The 22302-nt window shown below is 58.0% G+C and carries 26 protein-coding genes, 3 tRNA genes and 1 pseudogene; 19 read left to right on the plus strand and 11 right to left on the minus strand.

The genetic code is table 11. From position 1 onward, the window contains the following. Nucleotides 1-247: transposase domain-containing protein (locus tag BM062_RS05430; RefSeq protein WP_139219999.1), on the plus strand; the 247-nt coding region annotated here is incomplete at its 5' end. Nucleotides 248-321: 74 nt separating this feature from the next. Here the strand turns inward: BM062_RS05430 and BM062_RS25875 are convergent. Next, nucleotides 322-426: pseudogene (locus BM062_RS25875) on the minus strand (XRE family transcriptional regulator); the annotation flags it as partial. A 124-nt stretch (nucleotides 427-550) separates the two neighbouring features. Between BM062_RS25875 and BM062_RS05435 the strand changes: the two are divergent. Further along, nucleotides 551-1582 carry an IS110 family RNA-guided transposase gene (locus tag BM062_RS05435; RefSeq protein ID WP_092394364.1) on the plus strand — a complete coding sequence of 344 codons (1032 nt, stop codon included), beginning with the start codon at nucleotides 551-553 and terminating at the stop codon, nucleotides 1580-1582. 880 nt (nucleotides 1583-2462) lie between these two features. Here the strand turns inward: BM062_RS05435 and glmS are convergent. After that, nucleotides 2463-4280, minus strand: a complete 1818-nt coding sequence (gene glmS / locus BM062_RS05445) for a glutamine--fructose-6-phosphate transaminase (isomerizing) (RefSeq protein WP_092394370.1) — start codon at nucleotides 4278-4280, stop codon at nucleotides 2463-2465. A 160-nt stretch (nucleotides 4281-4440) separates the two neighbouring features. Here glmS and BM062_RS05450 point away from each other — a divergent pair, with 160 nt between their 5' ends. Continuing rightward, the gene (locus BM062_RS05450) at nucleotides 4441-4905 is read left to right on the plus strand and encodes an Lrp/AsnC family transcriptional regulator (protein WP_092394373.1); all 465 of its coding nucleotides are present in this window, start codon (nucleotides 4441-4443) and stop codon (nucleotides 4903-4905) included. Nucleotides 4906-4942: 37 nt separating this feature from the next. Here the strand turns inward: BM062_RS05450 and glmU are convergent, their stop codons facing one another. From glmU to BM062_RS05480, 6 genes are all read right to left on the minus strand, one after another. Beyond that, nucleotides 4943-6301: a bifunctional UDP-N-acetylglucosamine diphosphorylase/glucosamine-1-phosphate N-acetyltransferase GlmU gene (gene glmU, locus BM062_RS05455; protein WP_092394376.1), complete on the minus strand. Its 1359-nt coding sequence runs from the start codon at nucleotides 6299-6301 to the stop codon at nucleotides 4943-4945. A 188-nt stretch (nucleotides 6302-6489) separates the two neighbouring features. Next, nucleotides 6490-7080, minus strand: a complete 591-nt coding sequence (locus BM062_RS05460) for a YXWGXW repeat-containing protein (protein ID WP_092394379.1) — start codon at nucleotides 7078-7080, stop codon at nucleotides 6490-6492. A 104-nt stretch (nucleotides 7081-7184) separates the two neighbouring features. After that, complete coding sequence (locus tag BM062_RS05465; RefSeq protein ID WP_092394382.1) at nucleotides 7185-7517, minus strand: YegP family protein; 333 nt, start codon at nucleotides 7515-7517, stop codon at nucleotides 7185-7187. 119 nt (nucleotides 7518-7636) lie between these two features. Next, complete coding sequence (ttcA, locus tag BM062_RS05470; protein ID WP_092394385.1) at nucleotides 7637-8614, minus strand: tRNA 2-thiocytidine(32) synthetase TtcA; 978 nt, start codon at nucleotides 8612-8614, stop codon at nucleotides 7637-7639. Nucleotides 8615-8627: 13 nt separating this feature from the next. Beyond that, nucleotides 8628-9026 carry a dihydroneopterin aldolase gene (locus tag BM062_RS05475; RefSeq protein ID WP_092394388.1) on the minus strand — a complete coding sequence of 133 codons (399 nt, stop codon included), beginning with the start codon at nucleotides 9024-9026 and terminating at the stop codon, nucleotides 8628-8630. Between the two features lie 7 nt (nucleotides 9027-9033). Then, complete coding sequence (locus BM062_RS05480; protein WP_092394392.1) at nucleotides 9034-9792, minus strand: SDR family oxidoreductase; 759 nt, start codon at nucleotides 9790-9792, stop codon at nucleotides 9034-9036. A 128-nt stretch (nucleotides 9793-9920) separates the two neighbouring features. On the opposite strand from BM062_RS05480, the gene BM062_RS05485 reads away from it, so the two are divergent. Next, the gene (locus BM062_RS05485; RefSeq protein ID WP_092395053.1) at nucleotides 9921-11105 is read left to right on the plus strand and encodes a class I SAM-dependent methyltransferase; all 1185 of its coding nucleotides are present in this window, start codon (nucleotides 9921-9923) and stop codon (nucleotides 11103-11105) included. Between the two features lie 22 nt (nucleotides 11106-11127). After that, complete coding sequence (locus BM062_RS05490; RefSeq protein ID WP_092394394.1) at nucleotides 11128-11322, plus strand: DUF2905 domain-containing protein; 195 nt, start codon at nucleotides 11128-11130, stop codon at nucleotides 11320-11322. Here BM062_RS05490 and BM062_RS05495 read toward each other — a convergent pair whose 3' ends face one another. Genes BM062_RS05495 through BM062_RS05505 form a run of 3 tightly spaced genes read right to left on the minus strand, consistent with a single transcriptional unit; the run spans nucleotide 11323 to nucleotide 14113 of the window. After that, nucleotides 11323-11679 carry an arsenate reductase family protein gene (locus BM062_RS05495; protein ID WP_092394397.1) on the minus strand — a complete coding sequence of 119 codons (357 nt, stop codon included), beginning with the start codon at nucleotides 11677-11679 and terminating at the stop codon, nucleotides 11323-11325. It lies immediately after the preceding gene. Beyond that, nucleotides 11676-13520, minus strand: coding sequence for a glutathione-regulated potassium-efflux system protein KefC (gene kefC, locus BM062_RS05500; protein ID WP_092394400.1), 1845 nt, complete (start codon nucleotides 13518-13520; stop codon nucleotides 11676-11678). The genes BM062_RS05495 and kefC overlap by 4 nt, the downstream gene beginning before the upstream one ends. Before the next feature lie 5 nt (nucleotides 13521-13525). Next, nucleotides 13526-14113, minus strand: coding sequence for a glutathione-regulated potassium-efflux system oxidoreductase KefF (locus BM062_RS05505; protein WP_092394403.1), 588 nt, complete (start codon nucleotides 14111-14113; stop codon nucleotides 13526-13528). A gap of 210 nt (nucleotides 14114-14323) precedes the next feature. Here BM062_RS05505 and BM062_RS05510 point away from each other — a divergent pair, with 210 nt between their 5' ends. The 14 genes from BM062_RS05510 (at nucleotide 14324) to rplP (ending at nucleotide 22291) form a co-directional block, all read left to right on the plus strand. Next, nucleotides 14324-15397: a gamma-glutamyl-gamma-aminobutyrate hydrolase family protein gene (locus tag BM062_RS05510; RefSeq protein WP_092394406.1), complete on the plus strand. Its 1074-nt coding sequence runs from the start codon at nucleotides 14324-14326 to the stop codon at nucleotides 15395-15397. Between the two features lie 170 nt (nucleotides 15398-15567). Then, a tRNA-Tyr gene (locus BM062_RS05515) sits at nucleotides 15568-15653 on the plus strand. A gap of 58 nt (nucleotides 15654-15711) precedes the next feature. Then, nucleotides 15712-15785: transfer RNA gene (locus BM062_RS05520), tRNA-Gly, on the plus strand. A 62-nt stretch (nucleotides 15786-15847) separates the two neighbouring features. Then, nucleotides 15848-15922 (plus strand) — tRNA-Thr (locus tag BM062_RS05525). Between the two features lie 164 nt (nucleotides 15923-16086). Further along, on the plus strand, nucleotides 16087-17280 hold the full coding sequence (tuf, locus tag BM062_RS05530) for an elongation factor Tu (protein ID WP_092394409.1): 1194 nt from the start codon (nucleotides 16087-16089) through the stop codon (nucleotides 17278-17280). A 104-nt stretch (nucleotides 17281-17384) separates the two neighbouring features. Next, nucleotides 17385-17702 carry a 30S ribosomal protein S10 gene (gene rpsJ / locus BM062_RS05535; protein ID WP_014004392.1) on the plus strand — a complete coding sequence of 106 codons (318 nt, stop codon included), beginning with the start codon at nucleotides 17385-17387 and terminating at the stop codon, nucleotides 17700-17702. Nucleotides 17703-17967: 265 nt separating this feature from the next. Beyond that, the gene (rplC, locus tag BM062_RS05540) at nucleotides 17968-18624 is read left to right on the plus strand and encodes a 50S ribosomal protein L3 (protein ID WP_092394412.1); all 657 of its coding nucleotides are present in this window, start codon (nucleotides 17968-17970) and stop codon (nucleotides 18622-18624) included. Nucleotides 18625-18627: 3 nt separating this feature from the next. Next, nucleotides 18628-19248 carry a 50S ribosomal protein L4 gene (gene rplD, locus BM062_RS05545; protein WP_092394415.1) on the plus strand — a complete coding sequence of 207 codons (621 nt, stop codon included), beginning with the start codon at nucleotides 18628-18630 and terminating at the stop codon, nucleotides 19246-19248. Further along, a complete protein-coding gene (gene rplW / locus BM062_RS05550; RefSeq protein WP_092394418.1) occupies nucleotides 19245-19562 on the plus strand; it encodes a 50S ribosomal protein L23 in 318 nt (105 codons plus the stop codon). Before rplD ends, rplW begins: the two co-directional genes overlap by 4 nt. After that, the gene (gene rplB / locus BM062_RS05555) at nucleotides 19562-20389 is read left to right on the plus strand and encodes a 50S ribosomal protein L2 (protein WP_014004396.1); all 828 of its coding nucleotides are present in this window, start codon (nucleotides 19562-19564) and stop codon (nucleotides 20387-20389) included. Before rplW ends, rplB begins: the two co-directional genes overlap by 1 nt. Nucleotides 20390-20399: 10 nt before the next feature. Beyond that, nucleotides 20400-20675, plus strand: coding sequence for a 30S ribosomal protein S19 (gene rpsS, locus BM062_RS05560; RefSeq protein ID WP_014004397.1), 276 nt, complete (start codon nucleotides 20400-20402; stop codon nucleotides 20673-20675). A gap of 6 nt (nucleotides 20676-20681) precedes the next feature. Continuing rightward, the gene (gene rplV, locus BM062_RS05565; protein WP_014004398.1) at nucleotides 20682-21014 is read left to right on the plus strand and encodes a 50S ribosomal protein L22; all 333 of its coding nucleotides are present in this window, start codon (nucleotides 20682-20684) and stop codon (nucleotides 21012-21014) included. A 9-nt stretch (nucleotides 21015-21023) separates the two neighbouring features. Beyond that, complete coding sequence (rpsC, locus tag BM062_RS05570; RefSeq protein ID WP_092394421.1) at nucleotides 21024-21869, plus strand: 30S ribosomal protein S3; 846 nt, start codon at nucleotides 21024-21026, stop codon at nucleotides 21867-21869. A gap of 2 nt (nucleotides 21870-21871) precedes the next feature. Continuing rightward, nucleotides 21872-22291 carry a 50S ribosomal protein L16 gene (rplP, locus tag BM062_RS05575; protein WP_092356322.1) on the plus strand — a complete coding sequence of 140 codons (420 nt, stop codon included), beginning with the start codon at nucleotides 21872-21874 and terminating at the stop codon, nucleotides 22289-22291. The last annotated feature ends 11 nt before the right edge of the window (nucleotides 22292-22302 follow it).

A 22302-nucleotide genomic window follows, 5' to 3' on the forward strand; every position in this document is an offset into this window, starting at 1 on the left:
CAACTCGGCGGCAGAACGCGCTTTGCGCGGCGTCGCGATCGGCCGCCGCAACTATCTGTTTGCCGGTGCCGACAGCGGCGGCGAACGCGCTGCCGCCATCTACTCCTTGATCGGTACGGCCAAGCTCAATGGTGTCGATCCTGGGGCTTGGTTGCGTCATGTGCTGACCCATATCGCCGACCATCCGGTCAACCGCGTTGACGATTTCCTACCCTGGAACTGCGCCGCGCAGATCGCTCCTGCCTGAAAAACACGCCGCTTCCCAGCGGTGTGATGCCATCATCGGGCAAGTCAACACCCGGTTCAAGACGTCGCTGGCACGACGCTTACTCTTGAAATGCCTAAGCGCCGAGAGATCTCTCTCAATGAAATCTGGTCACGAATGTGCCAGCGTCGAATAATTCCAATTAAAGCCACGTCGATCACTCCAAACTCCTACCTGATTGCTTAGGTAGGATTGTGTCTCAAACTGGAGTAATGGTATGGACGCCCTCTCTCAGGGGGAGGTAGGTTTAAAGTTGAGATTCCTCAACCCTCCAAGGAGTCCACCATGGAAGCGCATACGATAGGGATTGATCTGGCGAAGAACCTCTTTCAAGTCCACGGCGTAGATCGGCATGGTCAGCTAGCGCTATGCAAAAAACTGCGTCGTTCCGAGATGGCAGCATTTTTTGCGAAGTTGCCCCCAGCGCTGATTGGCATGGAAGCTTGCGGCGGGGCCCATCATTGGGCGCGTAAGCTGGCAGCTTTCGGCCATCAGGTTCGCTTGATGCCGGCTGAATTTGTAAAACCCTACGTCAAGAGCAACAAGAGCGATATGCGCGATGCGGAAGCCATCTGCGAAGCGGTCGCGCGACCGACGATGCGATTCGTTGCGGTGAAATCTATTGAACAACAAGCTATCCTTTCGTTGCATCGGGCACGGGAAGGTGCGGTGAAGGCCCGTACGGCGCAAGCCAACCAGATCCGCGGCCTGCTCACCGAATACGGCATGGTTTTGCCGCAAGGGATCGTTCATATTGAGAAGATGTTGCCGTCAATGCTGGCTGACATGCACAATGCATTGCCAGGATTTCTGATTCAGCTGTTCCAAATTTTGCTGGATAATTTCCGCCATCTTGATCAACTTGCGCAAGAGATTGAGAATGCGATTCGACGCTGGCATCTGGCAAACGAAGAAAGTCGGCGACTCGAGCAGATTCCTGGAGTCGGGCCACTGACTGCTACGGCATTAGTCGCCACCATCGGTGAAGCAAAAACATTTCACAACGGGCGACAGTTCGCAGCCTGGCTTGGTCTTGTTCCGCGACAGCACTCCTCTGGCGGTAGGGAGCGATTACTCGGTATCAGCAAGCGCGGCGACACCTATTTGCGCAAGCTGCTCATCCACGGCGGTCGAGCGGTCGTTCGCTATGCCGATAGGCATCCGAGTCAATACAACGGCTGGCTTGCCAACTTACTTGCCAGACGACACAAGAACGTCGTCGCTGTGGCGCTGGCCAACAAAAATGCTCGGATAGCCTGGGCACTGCTGGCGAAAGGACGGGTGTTCTGTCCAGATCCGGTGCTGGTAGAAGCATAAAACGTTGTGCAGGTAATCCACCTTTGATTGCAGAGGTATCTCGACGTAATGGCGAAATTGGTAAGACCGCGGTTGATCAAGCCTGAGGGGTTCAGGGACAAACAAGTCCGTTGGAGTGATTGAGGCATCAACCGGCAAATTCCATTAGGGTCCAGGCTTTGCCAATGAGACCGAATATATGGATGCAATCTAACCTTTCACCGTGAAACCGAATTACTGCTTGCAAATTGAGGGCGTCCATATATGAACCCCTCGGGCTGGACCAACAGGCCGCTTCAAACCCATATGTGCAACGCAAGATTAGTAACTATTATCCAAATTAGCTATTTTTTGTAATTTTTAGAAAAAATACTGGCTAAGAATATCCCAGTTAATAGTCACTCAAGGGCTGGCGTATCTTTTGGCTGACCATGCTCAACCGATCCTGCCCGGATGCCAAGCCAGAGTTGGCATTGACGGATACCGAAATATCTATGCTTGACCGTATGATCAAGGACTCCAAGAGATCGCGATTAGCGCTGCCGCTATCGCGCTATCTTGAGAAAATCGCTCAACTCGGGGGCTATCTTGCGCGCTCCAACGACCCAGCCCTAGGCAACGCCGTGATGTGGCGTGGCATGCGTCGGCTGGCCGACATGCAGCTTGGTTTCAATCTAGCATCGGAAAGATATGGGTAATCGGAAGCATGAAACGACGCTTACGATCATCGCCAGCCACAAAATGGGTCAATCCGGTACGCAAATCTACAGTTTTCGACTTTAATTGCAAGAAATAGTAGTTAGCATCCTTGTTCTACGAGTCGTCGCACAGTTAGCAACTTTATTAGCCAGTTAGCATCTTTGTTCTGAAGGACCATCACCATTAGGGGCGTAACGGCACCTTATTCGACAGTAACCGACTTAGCCAAATTACGCGGCTTATCCACATCCGTCCCGCGCGCCAGCGCCGTGTGATACGCCAGCAGCTGCAGCGGCACCACATGCAGGATAGGCGACAGCAGGCCATAGTTTTCCGGCAGCCGGATCACGTGCACGCCATCGCTCGACCTGATATGCGAATCGGCATCGGCAAAAACGTAGAGCTGGCCGCCGCGGGCGCGCACTTCCTGCATGTTCGATTTGAGTTTCTCGATCAGCGTGTCGTTCGGCGCCACAGTCACCACCGGCATTTCCTCTGTCACCAGCGCCAGCGGGCCGTGCTTGAGTTCGCCGGCGGCGTAGGCTTCGGCGTGGATGTAGGTGATTTCCTTGAGCTTCAGCGCGCCTTCCAGCGCGATCGGATAGTGGATGCCGCGGCCCAGGAACAGGGCGTTTTCCTTGCGGGCGAAGGCTTCGGCCCAGGCCACGATGTGCGGCTCCAGCGCCAGCACGCTTTGCAGCGCTGCAGGCAGGTGGCGCACCGCTTTCAGGTGGGCGGCTTCTGCTTCGTCGCTGAGTCGGCCTTTGCTTTGCGCCAGCGCCAGGGTCAGCAGAAATAGTGCGACCAGCTGGGTGGTGAAGGCCTTGGTCGAGGCGACGCCGACTTCGACGCCGGCGCGGGTGATGTAAGCCAGCGCGCATTCGCGCACCATGGCGCTGGTGGCGACGTTGCAGATGGTCAGGGTATGTTGCATGCCCAGGGCGCGGGCGTGCTTGAGCGCGGCCAGGGTGTCGGCGGTTTCGCCGCTTTGGGTGATGGTGACCACCAGCGAATTTGGATTTGGCACGCTGTCTCGGTAGCGGTATTCGCTGGCGATTTCGACGTTGACCGGGATCTTGGCGATCGATTCGATCCAGTATTTTGCAGTCAGGCCGGCGTAATAGCTGGTGCCGCAGGCCAGGATCAGGACCGAATCGATCTGCTTGAACACTTTGAATGCACCGTCACCGAACAATTCCGGCATGATGGCGGTGACGCCTTCGAGGGTGCTGGCAATCGCGCGCGGCTGTTCGAAAATTTCCTTTTGCATATAGTGCTGGTACGGGCCCAGCTCAACCGCGCTGCTGTAGGCATGCACGGTCTTGACTTCGCGTTCCACCGCTTTGCCGGCGGCGTCGACGATCCAGACGCGCTGCAGCTGCAGGTCGACCACGTCGCCTTCTTCCAGGTAAATGATCTGGTCGGTGGTGCCGGCCAGCGCCATGGCGTCGGAGGCGACGAAGTTCTGGCCTTTGCCGATGCCGACGATCAATGGCGAACCCTGGCGGGCGGCGACTACGCGATGCGGTTCGTCGACGCAGAACACGGCGATCGCGTAAGCGCCGGCCAGGCGTTTCACGGCCTGCTGCACGGTGGCGAACAGGTCACCGTTATACATGTGGTCGACCAAGTGGGCGATGACCTCGGTGTCGGTCTGGCTTTCGAACTGATAACCGGCGGTTTGCAGTTCGGCGCGCAGTTCGTCGTGGTTTTCAATGATGCCGTTGTGGACAAGGGCGATGCGGTCGCGCGAGAAATGCGGGTGGGCATTGTGGGTGGCCGGCGCGCCGTGGGTTGCCCAGCGCGTGTGCGCGATGCCGGTGAAACCCGACAGGCTGGCTTTCTCGACCTGGAATTCCAGGTCGGCCACGCGTGATGTGCTGCGCGAACGCTGCAATTTTCCATCCATGTGCAAGGCGACGCCGCAAGAGTCGTAACCGCGGTATTCGAGCCGCTTCAATCCTTCCAGCAGGATGGGCGTGACATTAATTTGGGCAACTGCTGCGACGATACCGCACATGGCTTTCCTCGGTGTTTGGGTGAATGAATGAATCTTAAGCTAACATTTATGAAATTAGATTCCAAAATTTAGCTATATATGGATAAATACTTCATCATATAAACGGTGTGAAATATTATTTCATTTATACTTAAATTTTTTTAATAAACTGCATATTGTTATGGATATCGTTCTGGACGAACTGGACAAGCGGATTTTGAATGCCTTGCAGGCTGACGCCGCCCAAACCAACCATCAGCTGGCGCAGCTGGTGCATGCGTCGGCGCCGACCTGCCTGCGGCGCGTCAAGCGCCTGACCGATGCCGGCATCATCCTGCGCCAGGTGGCGATCGTGGCGCCGGACAAGGTCGGCGCCGGCCTGACCGCGATTGTCGAAGTCACGCTCGATAACCAGGCTGCTGAACGCTTGCAGGAATTTGAAGCACTGGCGGCAAGCGAACCGGCGCTGCTGCAATGCTACCGGGTGTCGCCGGGGCCGGATTTTGTGCTGGTGATGCAGGTGGCTGACATGGCGGCCTACCATGCGCTGGCGCACCAGCTGTTTGCCGCGCAAAAGAATGTGCGCAACGTGCGTACGTATTTCTCGATTCACCGCAGCAAGTTCGATACGCGGCTCGCGGTATAAAAAAACGCCGGTCGAAACCGGCGTTTATCCATCTCGTTTATTTCTTCAGCTTGACCGGCCGTTGCCAGCCGTCGATGGTGACCTGGCGCGCGCGCGCGATGGTCAGCTTGCCCTCCGGCGCGTCCTTGGTCAGCGTGGTGCCGGCGCCCAGGGTGGCGCCTTTGCCGACGCGCACCGGCGCCACCAGCTGGGTGTCGCTGCCTATGAAAGCGTCGTCTTCGATGATGGTGCGCGATTTGTTGGCGCCGTCGTAGTTGCAGGTGATGGTGCCGGCGCCGATATTGACGCGCGATCCTACCGTGGCATCGCCGATGTAGGCCAGGTGGTTGGCTTTGCTGTGGGCGGCGACCTGGCTGTTTTTCACTTCGACGAAATTGCCGATATGGACGTCTTCGCCCAGCTCGGTGCCAGGACGCAGGCGCGCATAGGGGCCGATCTGGGAAGCGGCGCCGATCACCGCGTCTTCGATGTGGCTGAAGGGTTTGATGCTGGCGCCGCGGCCGATGCGGGCATTCTTGACGATGCAATAGGCGCCGACGGTTGCGCCGTCTTCTATGCTGACTTCGCCTTCGAAGATGCAGCCGACATCGATGCTGACGTCGCGGCCGCAATCCAGCGTGCCGCGCACGTCCAGGCGGGCCGGATCGAGCAGGGTGACGCCTTGTTCCAGCAAGCGCTCGGCGATGGCGCGCTGGTGGATGCGTTCCAGTTCGGCCAGCTGCAGCTTGCTGTTGACGCCCAGCGTTTCGGCTACGGCCGCCGGCTGGGCCGATACCACCGGCGTGCCGTCGGCGACGGCGCTGGCGACGATATCGGTCAGGTAGTACTCGCCTTGCGCATTATTGTTGGACAGACCGGCCAGCCATTTCTTGAGCTGCACGGTAGGCGCGACCATGATGCCGGTATTGCATTCGCGGATTGCCCGCTGCTCCGGCGTCGCGTCTTTTTGCTCGACGATGCTGACGATCTTGCCGTGCTCGCGCACGATGCGGCCGTAGCCGGTCGGATCCGGCAGGTCTACCGTCAGCACCGCCAGCTTGTCGTTGCCGGCGCTGTCGACCAGCCGTTGCAGCGTGCTGCTGGCGATCAGCGGCACGTCGCCGTACAGCACCAGCGTAGGCACGGCGTCATCCAGCTGCGCGGCGGCTTGCGCCACCGCATGGCCGGTGCCCAGCTGCGGCTCCTGCCGGGCGAACACCAGGTCGGCGGCTGCCAGCGAACTCGGCACGGCGTCGCCACCATGGCCGTAGATGATGCACAAGGTGGTTGGCGACAGGGTGCGCGCCGCCTCGATCACGTGCGACAGCAGCGGTTTGCCCGCCAGCGGGTGCAATACTTTCGGTAGCGCGGACTGCATGCGCTTGCCCATGCCGGCAGCGAGAATGACAACGTTCATAGTGGATAGAGAAAGAATAGGTGGCAAATTTTATCACGCGCGGCAACCGGAAATTCAGCGCCGGCGCTGCCTGCATGACAATGTGATGGGAGTGGCCAGGTTGTTGCGGCGACAAGAAAAATCGCCTCAACGCCGCGTCTGCAGCGTTGAGGCGATGTCCTGTTGACAGTGTCGCTCAAAGGCCAGGATTAATAGCGTTGCCAGAATCCGCCCGAGAAAGCCCAGCTGTTGCCGTTGCGGACCCAATGTCCCGGGGCCCAGAAATAACCGTCGCGGCGCGCTTCCCAATGGCCGTTGACCCAGTCGTGGCGGCCGTTGTTCCAGCGCCAGTAGCCGCCGATCCAGACATGGTTGGGGCTAGGTGCCGGTGTCATGACTTCAATCCGCGGCGGCGGCGGGGCGACGTTGATCACGACCGGCGGCGCGCTATAGGTATTGTTGATCGCTACCCAGCGGCCGCCATGGAATACCCACTGGCCGCCTTCGTTGGCCCAATAGGCATGCTGGTAAACCATGTTCTGGCGCGACTGTTCCCAGTGGCCGTTATTCCAGGCGTAGCGGTTGTTTTCCCACTTCCAGTGGCCGGCGATCCAGTAAGAATCCGGGTAGGGTGCTGGCGGCGCCACTTCCTCCAGCGGCGCCGGCGGCGCTTGCACTACTTTGACTTCGCGGTACTCGACGCGGGTGCGCGGCGGTTCGACCACGCAGCCTGCCAGGGATACGGTGGCGGCTGCCACGGCTGACAATACAAGATAACGTTGAAAACGACGACGGTTCATTTATATCTCCCAGAAAAAGATCCTGGGTATTAAACGATTTGCCGTACGGAACGAATACAGGGCTTACAAATACTTGCAATTTGCCGGCTATCCGGGCCGCTCGTTCAGGCTTCGTCCTTGACGTCGGTGCTGGGACCGTTTTTCTTGACCGCGTCGATGCCGGCGTCGCGGGCGCTGGTGGTGCTGTACATCTGGCTGCTGCCGATGACCTGGTGATTGGCGGCTTTCAGGTTGAAATAGAACTTGCCGTTGGAAGCCTGGTTGCGGCTGTAGCGGTCGTCCTGGGTGCTGTTGCTCTGGACCGAGGCGATGCCGTTCTCGGCGGATGCCTTGGCGACGTACATTTCACTGTTCAGCACGACTTCGCCGTTGCTGGAGTAGAGCAGGAAATAGAACTGTCCATCCACCGACTTCTTGAGTACATAGGACCCTGCCATTGCGCGTCTCCTGATAAGTTGCCGGCCAGGCGGCGCAGTTTCGCTGAATCTGCTCAGCTGGTTGTACTGGTCGCCGCTGGTCCGCTTTGATTATATAGCCGGGCGGGGAAATCGATGGATTAGTCTGCCGGCCGCAACGGAATGATGCTGGCAATGGTTGCCGGCGTCGAGCAAGGATCGTCGTCAAACGCGATATCGCCGTTGGGATCGGCGATGCCGCTGGCTTTCAGGTCGGCAAAGCCGAACAGGTTGCGGTCCATCAGGTGCGATGGCGCCACCGTCGACAGCGAGGAGAAGATGTTTTCCACCCGGCCCGGGAATTTCTTTTCCCATTCGCGCAGCATGCCCTTGATCTGCTTGCGCTGCAGGTTTTCCTGGCTGCCGCACAGGTCGCAAGGGATGATGGGGAACTGCTTGACCTCGGCATAGCGGCTGAGGTCAGCTTCCTTGACGTAGGCCAGCGGCCGGATCACGATCTGCTTGCCGTCGTCCGATTGCAGCTTGGCCGGCATGCTCTTCAGCTTGCCGCCGAAGAACATGTTCAGGAAGAAGGTTTCCATGATGTCGTCGCGGTGGTGGCCGAGGGCGACCTTGGTCGCGCCCAGCTCGGTGGCGACCCGGTACAGGATGCCGCGCCGCAGGCGCGAGCACAGCGAGCAGGTGGTCTTGCCTTCCGGGATCAGGCGCTTGACGATGCTGTAGGTATCCTGGTTTTCGATATGGTAGGCGACTCCCAGCTTGTCCAGGTAGGCCGGCAGGATGTGGTCCGGGAAATTCGGCTGCTTCTGGTCCAGGTTGACCGCGACGATCTCGAAATTGATCGGCGCCCGTTCGCGCAAGGTCATCAGGATATCCAGCAGGGCGTAGCTGTCCTTGCCGCCGGACAGGCAAACCATTACCTTGTCGCCGTCTTCGATCATGTTGAAATCGCCGATCGCCTGGCCGACCTGGCGGCACAGGCGCTTGTGCAGCTTATTGTTTTCGTGCGCGATTTTCTCCACGCTGCGGCTGCCGGGAGCGTTGGCTGCGGCGTCGGCCGGCGCCACGGCTGTGATTGGGTCTTGCATAAGGACTTCCTGCTTCAATAGGTCATTCATGATGATTCCGCGCTCAGGCTTTCGGTTTGATCCGGAATACCTCGACGCCGACCGAGTGGCAGTCGGAATAGGCATCGGGTTTTTCCGAGGAGACCCGCACTGCGCGCACTTTCGGATGCTGCAGCAAGGCGTTGGCGAGGTCGTCGCACAAGGTTTCCTGCAAATGGATATGGCCTTGCGCCATGCGCTTGGCCACGGTGTTGCGCATGAAATTGTAATCCAGCACCTCATCCATATGGTCTTTGCTGGGCGTCGACAGGGCCAGCGGAACAAACAGGTCGACGTTGATCAGCGCGCGCTGCTCGCCTTTTTTTTCAAATTCGTAGACGCCGATATTGATCTGCACTTCGTAGTCGCGCAGGAACAGGCGGCGGCAATCGCTAAGGTCGGGATGGATGAGTGCGGAGAGCATGGTGTTTTCAGTGAGGATGGGACTGCTGGTTGTGAGCCGCAGCGTGGTCCCGTGGGTGAGGATACAAATGTTGGCCGCCATCGACCAGCAGCGTGCTGCCGGTAATGGCGGAGGACGCGGCGACGAAACAGACGGTCGCCGCAATGTCTTCTAAAGTCGCCGGCGGCTTCGACGAGCCTCCGGTCGCCGCCAGCGAAGGCGCAATCGCGACCACCCGCAGCTGCGGCGCAAAAGCCTGCGCCAGCAAGGCAGTGGCGCTATGCAGCGCCGCCTTGGACAGCGTATACGACAGGAAATCGGGCCGCGGGTTGAACAGCTTCTGGTCCAGCAGGTTGATGACTACCGCCTGCGCGCCGCCGTTCTTGAGCGTCGCCGCATGCAGCGCTTGCGCCAGCAGCAGCGGTGCGGCCAGGTTGCCTTGCATGTGGCGCTCCAGGACCGCCGCGGAAAAACTGGCAGGACTGTCCTGTTCCACGTGGCTGGCGTTGTTGACGATGCAGCGGACGCTGCCGAGTTCGGCCGCCACGCCTGGCAGCAGTGCACTGATCTCGGTTTCCTTGCTCAATTTGCAGCGGATCGTCATCGCCTGTGCTCCCAGCGCCTGGCAATCCAGCAGCAGCGCCGCCAGCGCCGCCGGCACGGCGTCATCCTGGTAATGCAGCGCCAGGTCCCAGCCCTGCTGCGCCAGCGCCAGCGCAACGGCGCGGCCGACCGGACTGGCGGCGTCGGTGACAAGGGCTACGGATCGGATCGGCGTGGTAAGCATGGTTAACTAGTCATTATTGCTGGACAGGGTTCCTTGGGGCGGCATGGCCGGGTCTTATTTACCCTGTTTTGCACGGTTTCATCGGCGTTGCTTGCTTTCGCCTGGACGATATCTTCTACAATAGCGCCATGCAACTGCAATTACCCGAAGCTTCGGTCGAAGCACAGCGCGCATCGCGCCTGTTACACAATCTGATCGCCACTGAAATCCGCCGGCAGCATGGCTGGATTTCATTCGCGCGTTATATGGAACTGCTGCTGTACGCGCCCGACCTTGGTTATTACAGCGGCGGCGCGGCAAAATTGGGCAAAGACGGTGATTTTACAACCGCGCCCGAGATTACGCCGCTTTTTGGCGCGACTTTGGCCCATTTGACAACAGAATTGCTGCTTTCTTCGCCAGCGCTGCAGCCCCGGATCCTGGAATTCGGCGCCGGCAGCGGCCAGCTGGCCCACGACATCCTGACCGAGCTGGCCGCCGGCAGCGATGGCGCCGATCCGTTGCAAGCGTATTACATCGTCGAATTATCGGCCGAATTGCGGGCGCGCCAGCAGCTGAAACTGCAGGCGTTTCCGCAAGTGCAATGGCTGGATCGTTTGCCCGAGGCGTTTTCCGGAGTGGTGATCGGCAACGAAGTGCTGGATGCGATGCCGGTCGAACTGGTGTTGCGCGGTGAGCAAGGCTGGCTGCAGCGCGGGGTTGGCCTGGCTGAAACCGGCGTCGACGGCGAGGATGGCCAATTTGTCTACATTGACCGTCCGGCCGGGCCGGCCCTGGTCGCGCAGATTCCCGATGCCGAGTCGCTGACGGTCGGCCACCTGACCGAAGTGCATCCGGTGGCGATCGGATTCATGCATTCGCTGGGCAGCATGCTGAAGGCGGGGCAGGGCGGGGTCGCGCTATTTTTCGACTATGGTTTCCCGGCCGCGGAATATTATCTGCAGCAGCGCGACCAGGGTACATTGATGTGCCATTACCGGCACCACGCCCATCCCGATCCGTTTTACATGCCGGGTTTGCAGGATGTCACGGCCCACGTCGATTTCACGGCGATGGCGGTGGCGGCTCTTGATAGCGGGCTGGATTTGCTGGGCTACAGCAGCCAGGCGGCTTTCTTGCTGGAAGCCGGCATCGGCAAGTTGCTGCTGCGCACATCGCCTGAGGATGCGTTGGCTTATCTGCCGCAAGCCAACGCCTTGCAAAAGCTGGTGTCGCCGGCCGAGATGGGCGAATTGTTCAAGGTCCTGGCGGTCGGCATCCACGCCGGATTGCCGGAACGTTTTGCTACCCATGACCGCAGCCACCGGCTATGACCATGCGACCTGAAAGCGCCGCATGATCCGCTGGATGCTGGTGATCTTCATCGCCGTCATCGTGTTCTCCAGCGCCTTGCCCTGGCTGGAAAAGCTCGGGCTCGGCCGCTTGCCCGGCGACTTGCGGTTTACCCTGTTCGGCAAAAAATTTTCCTTACCGTTTGCCTCGACCATCCTGCTGTCGACGGTGTTGTTCCTGCTGGTGCGGCTGCTCTAGTCAGGTGTCCATCAATTCGTTGAATACGCCGGGCGGCCGCGCGATCACTGCGCGGTCCCGGTAAGTCACGACTGGCCGCTGCAACAGTTTCGGATGGGCGGCGAGCGCTTGCAGCAGTGTGGCGTCGTCGGCCTGGGCCAGGTTGAGCGCCGCATATTCGGCTTCGTTGTCGCGCACCATGGCGCTGACCGGGCCGCCCAGCTGCTTGTGCAGGGTTTTCAGCTGCGCCAGGGTCAGTGGCGTTTTCTGGTAATCGACGACTTCCAGCTTGAGCTGGTGCTCATTGCTGTATTGCTCGGCGAGGGCCAAGGCTTCGCGCGATTTCGAGCAGCGCGGGTTGTGATAGATCTTGATCATGTCGGCTCCTGTGTGGTTTCATCCAGCGGCAGTACTTCATCGTCCCAGCCGCTGGCGGGCATGTCTTCGCGCAAGATGCGGTCGTGCGCAAACATTTCTTCCAGTTCCTCGCGCGCTTTCTTGGCGATCGAGACGATTTCCTGCTGGTTTTTCTGGTGCGGGTACATATCGTGCAGGGTTTGCAGGTTGTGGGCGCGGAATTTCATCGCCGCCTGGCGCGCCCGGTAGGCGCCGAAACCCATCGTGCGCAGCGCCTGCCGTCCGAGCTGCAGGGCCGATTCGAAAGTCTCGCGCTCGATGACGGTCACGCCCAGGTCCATCAAGTCGAAATAGTGCGAAACGTTGCGCGCCCGCGCGATGATCGGCAGGTCGGGAAATACATGGCGCACCGCCGCCACCAGCTTCAGGCTGCCTTCGATGTCGTCCAGCGCCACCACCAGCAGCCGCGCCTTGGCGATGCCGGCGGCGTGCATCAGGTCCATGCGGGTGGCGTCGCCATAGAATACCTTGAAGCCGAATTTGCGCAGCAGGTCAATCTGGTCAGGATCGTGGTCGAGCACGGTCAGGCCGATCTTGTTGGCATGCAGCAGACGGCCGATGATCTGGCCGAAGCGGCCGAAGCCGGCGATGATCACCGGGTTTTCATTGTCGTCGATTTCGTCGTCGGGACGCTTCATCGCGTTCAGGAAATACGGTGCGATGAGTTTGTCATAGGCCACCAGCAGCAGCGGCGTGGTCACCATCGACAGCGCCACCACCACCACCAGGATCGACGAAGTTTCCTGGGAAAACACGCGGGCGGTGGCGGCGGCGCCGAACACCACGAAAGCGAATTCGCCGCCTTGCGACAGCAGCGCCGCAAACAGGAACTGCTGGGCGCGGGCGATCTGGAACGCCTTGCTGAGCAGGTACAGGACCGCCAGCTTGATCGCCAGGAAACCGGCCACCAGGCCCAGGATCAGCCAGGGCTGGCTGAGCAGCAGGCCGAAATCGACCGACATGCCGACAGCGATGAAGAACAGTCCCAGCAGCAAGCCCTTGAACGGCTCCAGGTCGGTTTCCAGCGCATGGCGGTATTCGGAATCGGCCAGCAGCACGCCGGCCAGGAAGCTGCCCAGCGCCATCGACATGCCGACCGATTCCATCAGCAGGCCAATCGCTATCACCAGCAGCAGCGCAAAGGCCGTGAATATTTCACGCAGTCCGGTGCGGGCAATCATGCGCATCAAGGGCCGCACCAGGTAACGGCCGCCGACGATCAGCGTAGCGATCACCGCCACCACCTTGAGGCCGCCAATCCATCCTTCGCCGCTGCCGTGAGCGGCGGCGACGCCGAGCAGCGGCACGATGGCAATCATGGGAATGGCGGCGATGTCCTGGAACAGCAGGATGGCAAAGCCGGCGCGGCCGGCAGGTGTGCTGTTGATCTTGCGTTCGTTGATGGTAGCCAGAGCGATCGCGGTGGACGACAGCGACATGCCGAGCGCGGCGATCAGCGCGGTTTTCCAGTCGACCCCGGCGGCTACGGCGGCGCCGAACAGCGCCAGCGAAACCGTCACCACCTGGGCCGCGCCCCAGCCGAAAATCGAACGCCGCAGCGACCATAGCCGCTTGGGTTCGAGTTCCAGGCCGATCATGAACAGCAGCAGCACCACGCCGAATTCAGAGAAATGCAGGATGTCTTCGACATTGTCGATCAGGCGCAGGCCCCAGGGACCGATCGCCATGCCGGCCAGCAGGTAGCCCAGCACCGCGCCCAGGCCCAGGCGCTTGGCGATCGGCACGGCGGCGACTGCCGCCGCCAGGTAGATCAAGCCGTTGAATAAGAGATTCTGTTCCATGGTGTTTAGCTGCCTGTAAGCGGTATCGATGGATCGGTTGCCAGCAATTCCGGCCAGTTCGGGTAGTTCGCAAGCCGTTTCCGGTAGGTCTCGATGTGCGCGGCCAGGGTTTGCTGGTTGATCTGGTGCGCGCCGAACAGCAGGTGCGGCGGCAGCCAGCGCATGCCGCACAGCTGCGCGGTCTGCTGGTACGGAGGCAGGAATGCCGAGAACGGGAACAGGTTATGGCCTTCCGCCTGGTAAGAGCGCACCGAGCCGCCGGTGGTGGCAACCAGCCAGAAATCCTTGCCGTGCAAGGCGTCGCCGCCCGGGCCATAGGCCCAGCCGGGGGTGAGGACAGAATCGACCCACTGTTTCAGCAGCGCCGGCATGCTGTACCACTGGACCGGATGCTGGAACACGATGAGGTCGGCTTGTTTCAGCAGCGCTTGCTCGCGCCGCACCGGGATATGGAAATCGGGATACAGCTCGTACAGGTCGTGTACCTGTACGTTGGGCACTTTGGCGGCAACCTGCGCCAGGCGGCGGTTGACGCGCGAGTGGTGCGGCGTCGGATGCGCATACAGGATCAGGATTTGCGGTGGCTTGGTCATGGCGGGCAGGGTGCGTTTCGGACGAAATGGTAAAAATGGGTAACTGGGGATGAACTGATATGGAAAACAATGTTCACACAAGATATCAAGTCTATACTTTGGCACTACATAAATGGTCCTCGTCCGCGGTCAGGGCATTCTTTTTGCTTACAGCGGACATGCTAGCAGCACTTCCCCCAATTTTTTTATTTCTGATAATTTCTGACATATATGTCCGACTCTCAATCTAAAGATTCCGTCCCCCCGGTTCCCGATGCGGTTCCAGCCGCGGCTCCTGCAACGGCCGCCGAGGCCAAGCCTGCTGCAGCTCCAGAACCCGTTGCCGCCGAGCCGGCCAAAGCCGAACCGCACGCTGAAGCCAAGCCTGCCGCGGCCAATGCCCCGCCCAAGGCAGCCGATCCGGTCAATGACTACAGCGCGCCATGGCCGCAAACCTGGAAGCTGATCGCCGCGCGCTTCCGCGCGCTGTCCGACAAGGCCGGCCGCCGTATGATGCAGCGGACCCTGAAGATCGGCATTTCAGCGCGGATATTTCATCCGGAAGAGGGTGCCAAAGGCTTGCGCGGACGCACCTTGCAATACTTGGAGGAGTCGATTGCGCAATGGGTCATGTCGCGCAATGTGCTGGTGTTCATGATTCCTACCGTCAACACCAATGGCTTGGTCCATCCAAGCTCAATCCGGCTGCGCGACTATGCCAAGCACCTGGACGGCCTGGTGCTGCAGGGCGGCGCCGACGTCTCGCCGCAGAGTTACGCGCAAGCCGCTACCCGGCCGGAATGGGGCGGCGACCGCGTGCGCGACATGTACGAACTGGAACTGCTGCACGAGTTTATCGAAGCCGGCAAACCGGTGCTGGGGATATGCCGCGGCTGCCAGCTGATCAATGTGGCCTTTGGCGGCACCTTGTACCAGGACATCGCTACCGATGTCCCGACCTCGATCAAGCACGTGAACGACGAATACGACCGCCTGCACCATGCGATCCAGTTTCCTCATGGTTCCTCGCTGGCAACGTTGTTCAACAGCCAAGGCAGCGAGCAGAACGAATGGGTGGTCAACTCCATCCATCACCAGGCGGTACGCGACCTGGGGCGCGACCTGACGGTGGAGGCGATCTCGGGCAGCGACAATATTGTCGAGGCGATACGTTACCGCAAGGCAGCCTTTGTCATGGGTTTGCAATGGCATCCGGAATTCCACCGCGCCGGCGGTCCGCAATTGCTCGATTGCACGCCGATACTCGATGGCTTTCTAAGAGCTGCACGCGAGACGCGTTTCTGATATTATCTCGCCCCTTGGCCGGTGAAGCGTTTTTTGCGCTTTTTCCCGATTCCGGCCAGGCCCGGCAGCAGTCCGACGGTGAAACTGAAAAAACTAAGAAATATTTAGAAGAAATCGGTTTCCATGGTTGACACTCTAGGGGTGCTTTACTATAATCTGGGGTTCCCTGCGGAGAGGTGGCCGAGTGGTTAATGGCAGCAGACTGTAAATCTGCCCTCTTACGAGTACGCTGGTTCGAATCCAGCCCTCTCCACCATTTAGGGAAGTAGCAACAGGTACAAAATTGTAGCGGTGAAGTGAAAATTCGGTAATTTGCGGGTGTAGCTCAATGGTAGAGCTGAAGCCTTCCAAGCTTATGACGAGGGTTCGATTCCCTTCACCCGCTCCAGTAGTTTTTTGCAGGAACATTAAGTTGGGCGTGTTGTAGTTAAGAAGCACGCGTACAGCATAGCCCTTGTAGCTCAGTGGTAGAGCACTCCCTTGGTAAGGGAGAGGCCACGTGTTCGATCCACGTCAAGGGCACCAGAATTGGTTTGTTGCTGGTGTCCGCATAGGGCACGGCAAGCGCAGTAAAAGCTGGATATCAAATTTTTGATTCGCAAGTTTCTGATTCGATGTCTGTCGAATTCAATCTGTAAGACGGTCGGGCGCGGGCCTGGACATTCTCATCAAATCTTTAGGAGTCTAAGATGGCAAAAGGCAAGTTTGAGCGGACCAAGCCGCACGTCAACGTTGGCACTATCGGCCACGTCGACCACGGCAAGACCACGCTGACAGCAGCGATCGCGACAGTATTGTCGAAGAAGTTTGGCGGCGAAGCCAAAGCATACGATCAGATTGACGCAGCGCCAGAAGAAAAAGCGCGCGGCATCACGATCAACACAGCGCACGTTGAATACGAAACTGCCAACCGCCACTACGCCCACGTTGACTGCCCAGGCCATGCTGACTATGTGAAGAACATGATCACCGGCGCGGCACAGATGGACGGTGCGATCCTGGTTTGCTCGGCAGCTGACGGCCCGATGCCACAGACCCGTGAGCACATCCTGTTGTCGCGCCAAGTTGGCGTGCCATACATTATCGTGTTCCTGAACAAAGCCGACATGGTCGACGACGAAGAGTTGCTCGAGCTGGTTGAAATGGAAGTGCGTGAGCTGTTGACCAAGTATGATTTCCCAGGCGACGACCTGCCAATCATCAAGGGTTCGGCGAAACTGGCGCTGGAAGGCGACACTGGTCCTCTGGGCGAGCAAGCGATCATGGCTCTGGCTGAAGCGCTGGATACTTACATCCCGACACCGGAACGTGCTGTTGACGGCGCTTTCCTGCTGCCAGTGGAAGACGTATTCTCGATCTCGGGCCGCGGTACTGTTGTCACTGGTCGTATCGAGCGCGGTATCGTCAAGGTTGGCGAAGCGCTGCAAATCATCGGTATCCGTGATACACAAGATACAACATGTACTGGCGTTGAAATGTTCCGCAAGCTGCTGGACCAAGGTCAAGCGGGCGACAACGTTGGTGTGTTGCTGCGCGGTACCAAACGTGAAGACGTAGAGCGGGGCCAAGTGCTGGCCAAGCCAGGTTCGATCAAGCCGCACAAGCATTTCACAGGCGAGATCTATGTTCTGTCGAAAGACGAAGGCGGCCGTCATACACCGTTCTTCAACAACTATCGTCCACAGTTCTACTTCCGTACAACGGACGTGACTGGTTCGATCGAGTTGCCAAAGGACAAGGAAATGGTCATGCCTGGCGATAACGTGTCGATCACAGTGATGCTGATCAACCCGATCGCGATGGAAGAAGGCCTGCGTTTCGCGATCCGCGAAGGTGGCCGTACCGTTGGTGCAGGTGTTGTCGCCAAGATCCTGGCTGACTAATAGTAGTTGTAGTGCAACAAGCAAGCCGCCTTGGCGGTTTGCTGTCAACGTAACAATATGCCGTGGGTGGCGTTCATCCACGGTTCGTTCTTTAAAGGAAAATCATGTCCGCTGCTAACCAAAAAATCCGTATCCGCCTGAAGGCGTTCGACTACAAGCTGATCGACCAGTCCGCACAGGAAATCGTTGATACAGCCAAGCGTACCGGTGCAGTTGTCAAAGGCCCGGTGCCTCTGCCGACACGTATCCAGCGTTTTGACGTCCTGCGTTCGCCGCACGTCAACAAGACATCGCGCGACCAGTTCGAAATCCGCACCCACCAACGCCTGATGGACATCGTTGACCCAACCGACAAGACTGTCGATGCGTTGATGAAGCTGGACCTGCCAGCCGGCGTGGACGTAGAAATCAAACTGCAGTAAGCCACAACAATTGCGGGACAGAGTTTAGGGGCCACCGCAGCGTGGCGAATTACTCTGTCCCCAACTGTTCAGTAGGTGTTGTAAATAAGGTGTGGCCGGTTAAAGTTTGACATACCACGACAAAGATGGTCTTGCAAATAAAAATTTACCCGGTTATACTGATCGGCTTCGGTGCAATTGCGGCGGCTTTCGTCTAGCAATTGCACTCATTTTAGTAGTACAAACATCAGCCCCGCCCAATCGTAGGCGGGAATGGAGAAAAACAATGAGCCTAGGCCTTGTTGGTCGCAAGGTTGGTATGATGCGCATCTTCACGGAAGATGGGGATTCGATCCCTGTAACCGTGCTGGACGTGTCGAACAACCGCGTGACCCAAATCAAAACGCCTGAAACAGACGGTTATACCGCTGTTCAAGTTGCATTCGGTCAGCGTCGCGCTTCACGCGTGACTAAAGCTGCTGCTGGTCACTACGCCAAAGCTGGCGTCGAGGCTGGTACCATCCTCAGAGAATTCCGCATTGATTCAACCAAGGCTTCCGAGCTGAAGGCCGGCGAAGTTATCGCTGCCAGCCTGTTCGAAGTCGGTCAAAAGGTTGACGTTCAAGGTGTCTCGATCGGTAAGGGTTACGCTGGTACCATCAAGCGTCACAACTTTGCATCCGGTCGTGCCAGCCACGGTAACTCCCGTTCGCATAATGTCCCAGGTTCCATCGGTATGGCGCAGGATCCAGGTCGCGTTTTCCCTGGTAAGCGCATGACCGGTCACATGGGTGACGTTACTGTAACCACGCAAAACCTCGAAATCGCACGTGTTGACGCTGAGCGCCAACTGCTGCTGGTCAAGGGCGCGGTTCCAGGTGCTAAGAACGGCCAAGTTGTGGTTAGCCCTGCGATCAAAATCAAAGCTAAGAAGGGAGCCTAATTCATGGAACTCAAGCTCCTGAATGACCAAGGTCAAGCTGCTTCGAACGTTGCTGCTCCGGATACCATTTTCGGCCGCGACTACAACGAAGCTCTGATTCACCAGGTCGTAGTTGCTTACCAGGCTAACGCTCGCAGCGGTAACCGTAAGCAAAAAGACCGTGAAGAAGTTCATCACACGACTAAAAAGCCATGGCGCCAAAAGGGCACTGGCCGCGCGCGTGCCGGTATGTCGTCTTCGCCACTGTGGCGCGGCGGTGGTCGGATTTTCCCGAACTCGCCTGACGAAAACTTCACGCACAAAGTAAACAAGAAGATGTATCGCGCAGGTCTCTGCTCGATTCTGTCGCAGTTGGCACGCGAAGGTCGTCTGTCGGTCGTCGAGAACTTCTCGGTTGAAGCGCCAAAGACCAAATTGCTGTCGCAAAAGCTGAAGACCATGGGTCTGGATTCCGTGTTGGTGATTACCGACAACCTGGAAGAAAACCTGTTGTTGGCGTCGCGTAACCTGCCAGGCTTCCTGGTATGTGAGCCACGTCACGCTGACCCAGTATCGCTTGTGTTCTACAAGAAGATCCTGATCACCAAGCAAGCTTTGGCTAAGATTGAGGAGATGCTGGCATGAACGCATTAGTTAAACATAGCGAAGAGCGCTTGATGAAAGTGCTGCTGGCGCCGGTCATTTCCGAAAAGGCAACGATGGTTGCGGAGAAAAACGAGCAAGTCGTTTTCCGTATCGCACCAGACGCTACCAAGCTGGAAGTCAAGGCTGCTGTCGAACTGCTCTTCAAAGTTCAGGTTGAGTCGGTGCAGGTTGCCAATCGCCAGGGTAAGCAAAAGCGTAGCGGCAAGACCATGGGTCGCCGCAACCACACCCGTCGCGCATTCGTATGCTTGAAGCCGGGTCAAGAGATCAACTTCACCGAGGAGGCTAAATAATGGCACTCGTTAAAGTTAAACCAACCTCGCCGGGCCGCCGTGGCATGGTCAAGGTCGTTAATCCCGACCTGTACAAAGGCCGTCCATTTGCTGCCCTGATCGAGAAGAAGTCGAAAACAGCTGGTCGTAACAACAACGGTCATATCACTACTCGCCACATCGGCGGTGGTCATAAGCAACATTACCGTCTGATCGACTTCAAGCGCACCAAGGATGGCATTCCAGCGAAAGTGGAACGTATCGAATACGATCCAAACCGCACTGCGAATATCGCCCTGTTGTGCTACGCCGACGGCGAGCGTCACTACATCATCGCCACCAAGGGCATGGCTGTAGGCGACCAGGTAATGAGCGGCTCGGAAGCGCCGATCAAATCCGGCAACTGCCTGCCAATCCGTAACATTCCGGTTGGTACGATTCTGCATTGCGTCGAAATGCTGCCAGGTAAGGGCGCCCAGATGGCCCGTACCGCCGGCGCCGGCGTTGTGCTGATGGCTCGTGAAGGTACTTACGCTCAGATTCGTTTGCGTTCCGGTGAAGTTCGCCGTGTTCACATCGAATGCCGCGCAACCGTAGGCGAAGTCGGCAATGCCGAACACAGCCTGCGCAAGATCGGTAAAGCGGGTGCGATGCGTTGGCGTGGTGTTCGTCCTACCGTTCGCGGTGTGGTCATGAACCCGGTTGACCATCCTCACGGTGGTGGTGAAGGCAAGACCGCAGCTGGTCGTCATCCAGTTTCGCCATGGGGTCAACAGACTAAGGGCAAGAAGACACGCAGCAACAAGCGTACTACTTCCATGATCGTCTCGCGCCGTGGCAAGAAATAAGGGGTAACACATGACACGTTCATTGAAAAAAGGGCCGTTCTGCGACGCCCATCTGGTGAAAAAAGTTGAAACTGCGCAAGCAGTCAAAGACAAAAAGCCAATCAAGACTTGGTCCCGTCGCTCGACCATCATGCCGGATTTTATCGGTCTGACGATTGCTGTGCATAACGGCAAGCAACACGTCCCGGTATATGTGTCCGAGAACATGGTTGGTCACAAGCTCGGCGAATTCGCGCTGACCCGTACGTTCAAGGGTCATGCTGCTGATAAGAAGGCTAAGAAATAAGGTCCGATGATGGAAACTAAAGCTACCCTCCGCGGTGTGCGCCTTTCGGCTCAAAAGGGCCGTTTGGTCGCCGACCTGATTCGCGGCAAAAAAATTGATCAAGCACTTAACATCCTGGCCTTCAGCCCGAAAAAAGGTGCAGCTATCATCAAGCGTGTTCTGGAATCCGCAATTGCGAATGCCGAACACAATGACGGTGCTGATATCGACGAGCTGAAAGTCACGACGATATATGTGGAAAAAGGTTCGGTCCTCAAGCGCTTCACAGCGCGTGCAAAAGGCCGTGGCGATCGTATCTCGAAGCAATCCTGTCACATTTACGTGACTGTCGGAAACTAAGGAGTCACGATGGGACAGAAGATTCATCCAACCGGTTTTCGCCTTGCGGTTACACGTAACTGGGGATCCCGCTGGTATGCAGGCAACAGCAATTTTGCCCAAATGCTCGGCGAAGATCTGAAAGTACGCGCTTTCCTCAAGAAAAAACTGAAGAACGCATCGGTCGGCCGCGTTGTTATCGAGCGTCCTGCAAAGAACGCACGCATCACGATTTACAGCTCGCGTCCTGGTGTTGTTATTGGTAAAAAAGGCGAAGACATCGAAGTACTGAAGTCGGCGCTGACCAAGCTGATGGGTGTGCCGGTTCACGTTAATATCGAAGAAATTCGTAAACCTGAAATCGACGCACAGCTGATCGCTGATTCGATCGCGCAACAGCTCGAAAAACGCATCATGTTCCGCCGCGCGATGAAACGTGCGATGCAGAACGCAATGCGTCTGGGCGCGCAAGGGATCAAGATCATGTCGTCCGGCCGTCTGAACGGTATCGAAATCGCACGTACTGAATGGTACCGCGAAGGTCGTGTACCACTTCACACGCTGCGCGCTGACATCGACTACGGTTTCGGCGAAGCTGAAACCACGTACGGCATTATCGGCATCAAAGTCTGGGTTTACAAGGGCGATCGTCTGGCTAACGGCGAAGCGCCGGTAATCGACGTACCTAACGACGACGACAAGAAACGCCGTGGTCCACGTCGTGATGATGGCAAACCAGCTGGTCGTCCACGTGCTAAAACTACAACGGCAGGTCCAGGAGCGCCAGCTGCGCGTCCAGCCCGTGCCAAGAAGCCGGATGGCGCTGCTGAAGGTGTTGTTGCTGTTGCTGCGCCGGCTGAGAAAGCAGGAGAATAATCATGCTGCAACCAGCACGCAGAAAATATCGTAAAGAGCAAAAGGGCCGCAACAAAGGCATTTCGCATTCGCGCGGCACTGCCGTGTCGTTCGGCGAATTTGGCTTGAAGGCGATCGGCCGCGGTCGTATCACCGCGCGCCAGATTGAGGCAGCTCGTCGCGCAATGACCCGTCATATCAAACGGGGTGGTCGTATCTGGATCCGCATTTTCCCGGATAAGCCAATTTCGCAAAAGCCTGCTGAAGTCCGGATGGGTAACGGTAAGGGTAATCCCGAGTACTACGTGGCTGAAATCCAGCCAGGTAAAGTGCTGTACGAGATGGATGGCGTCGACGAAGCTCTGGCGCGTGAGGCATTCCGTTTGGCTGCAGCTAAATTGCCGCTTTTGACCACGTTCGTCGTGCGTCAAGTTGGCCAATAATTGGAGTGAAT

Origin of the sequence: Collimonas sp. OK412 (assembly GCF_900112135.1) — a bacterium.
Classification (GTDB): domain Bacteria; phylum Pseudomonadota; class Gammaproteobacteria; order Burkholderiales; family Burkholderiaceae_D; genus Collimonas; species Collimonas rhizosphaerae.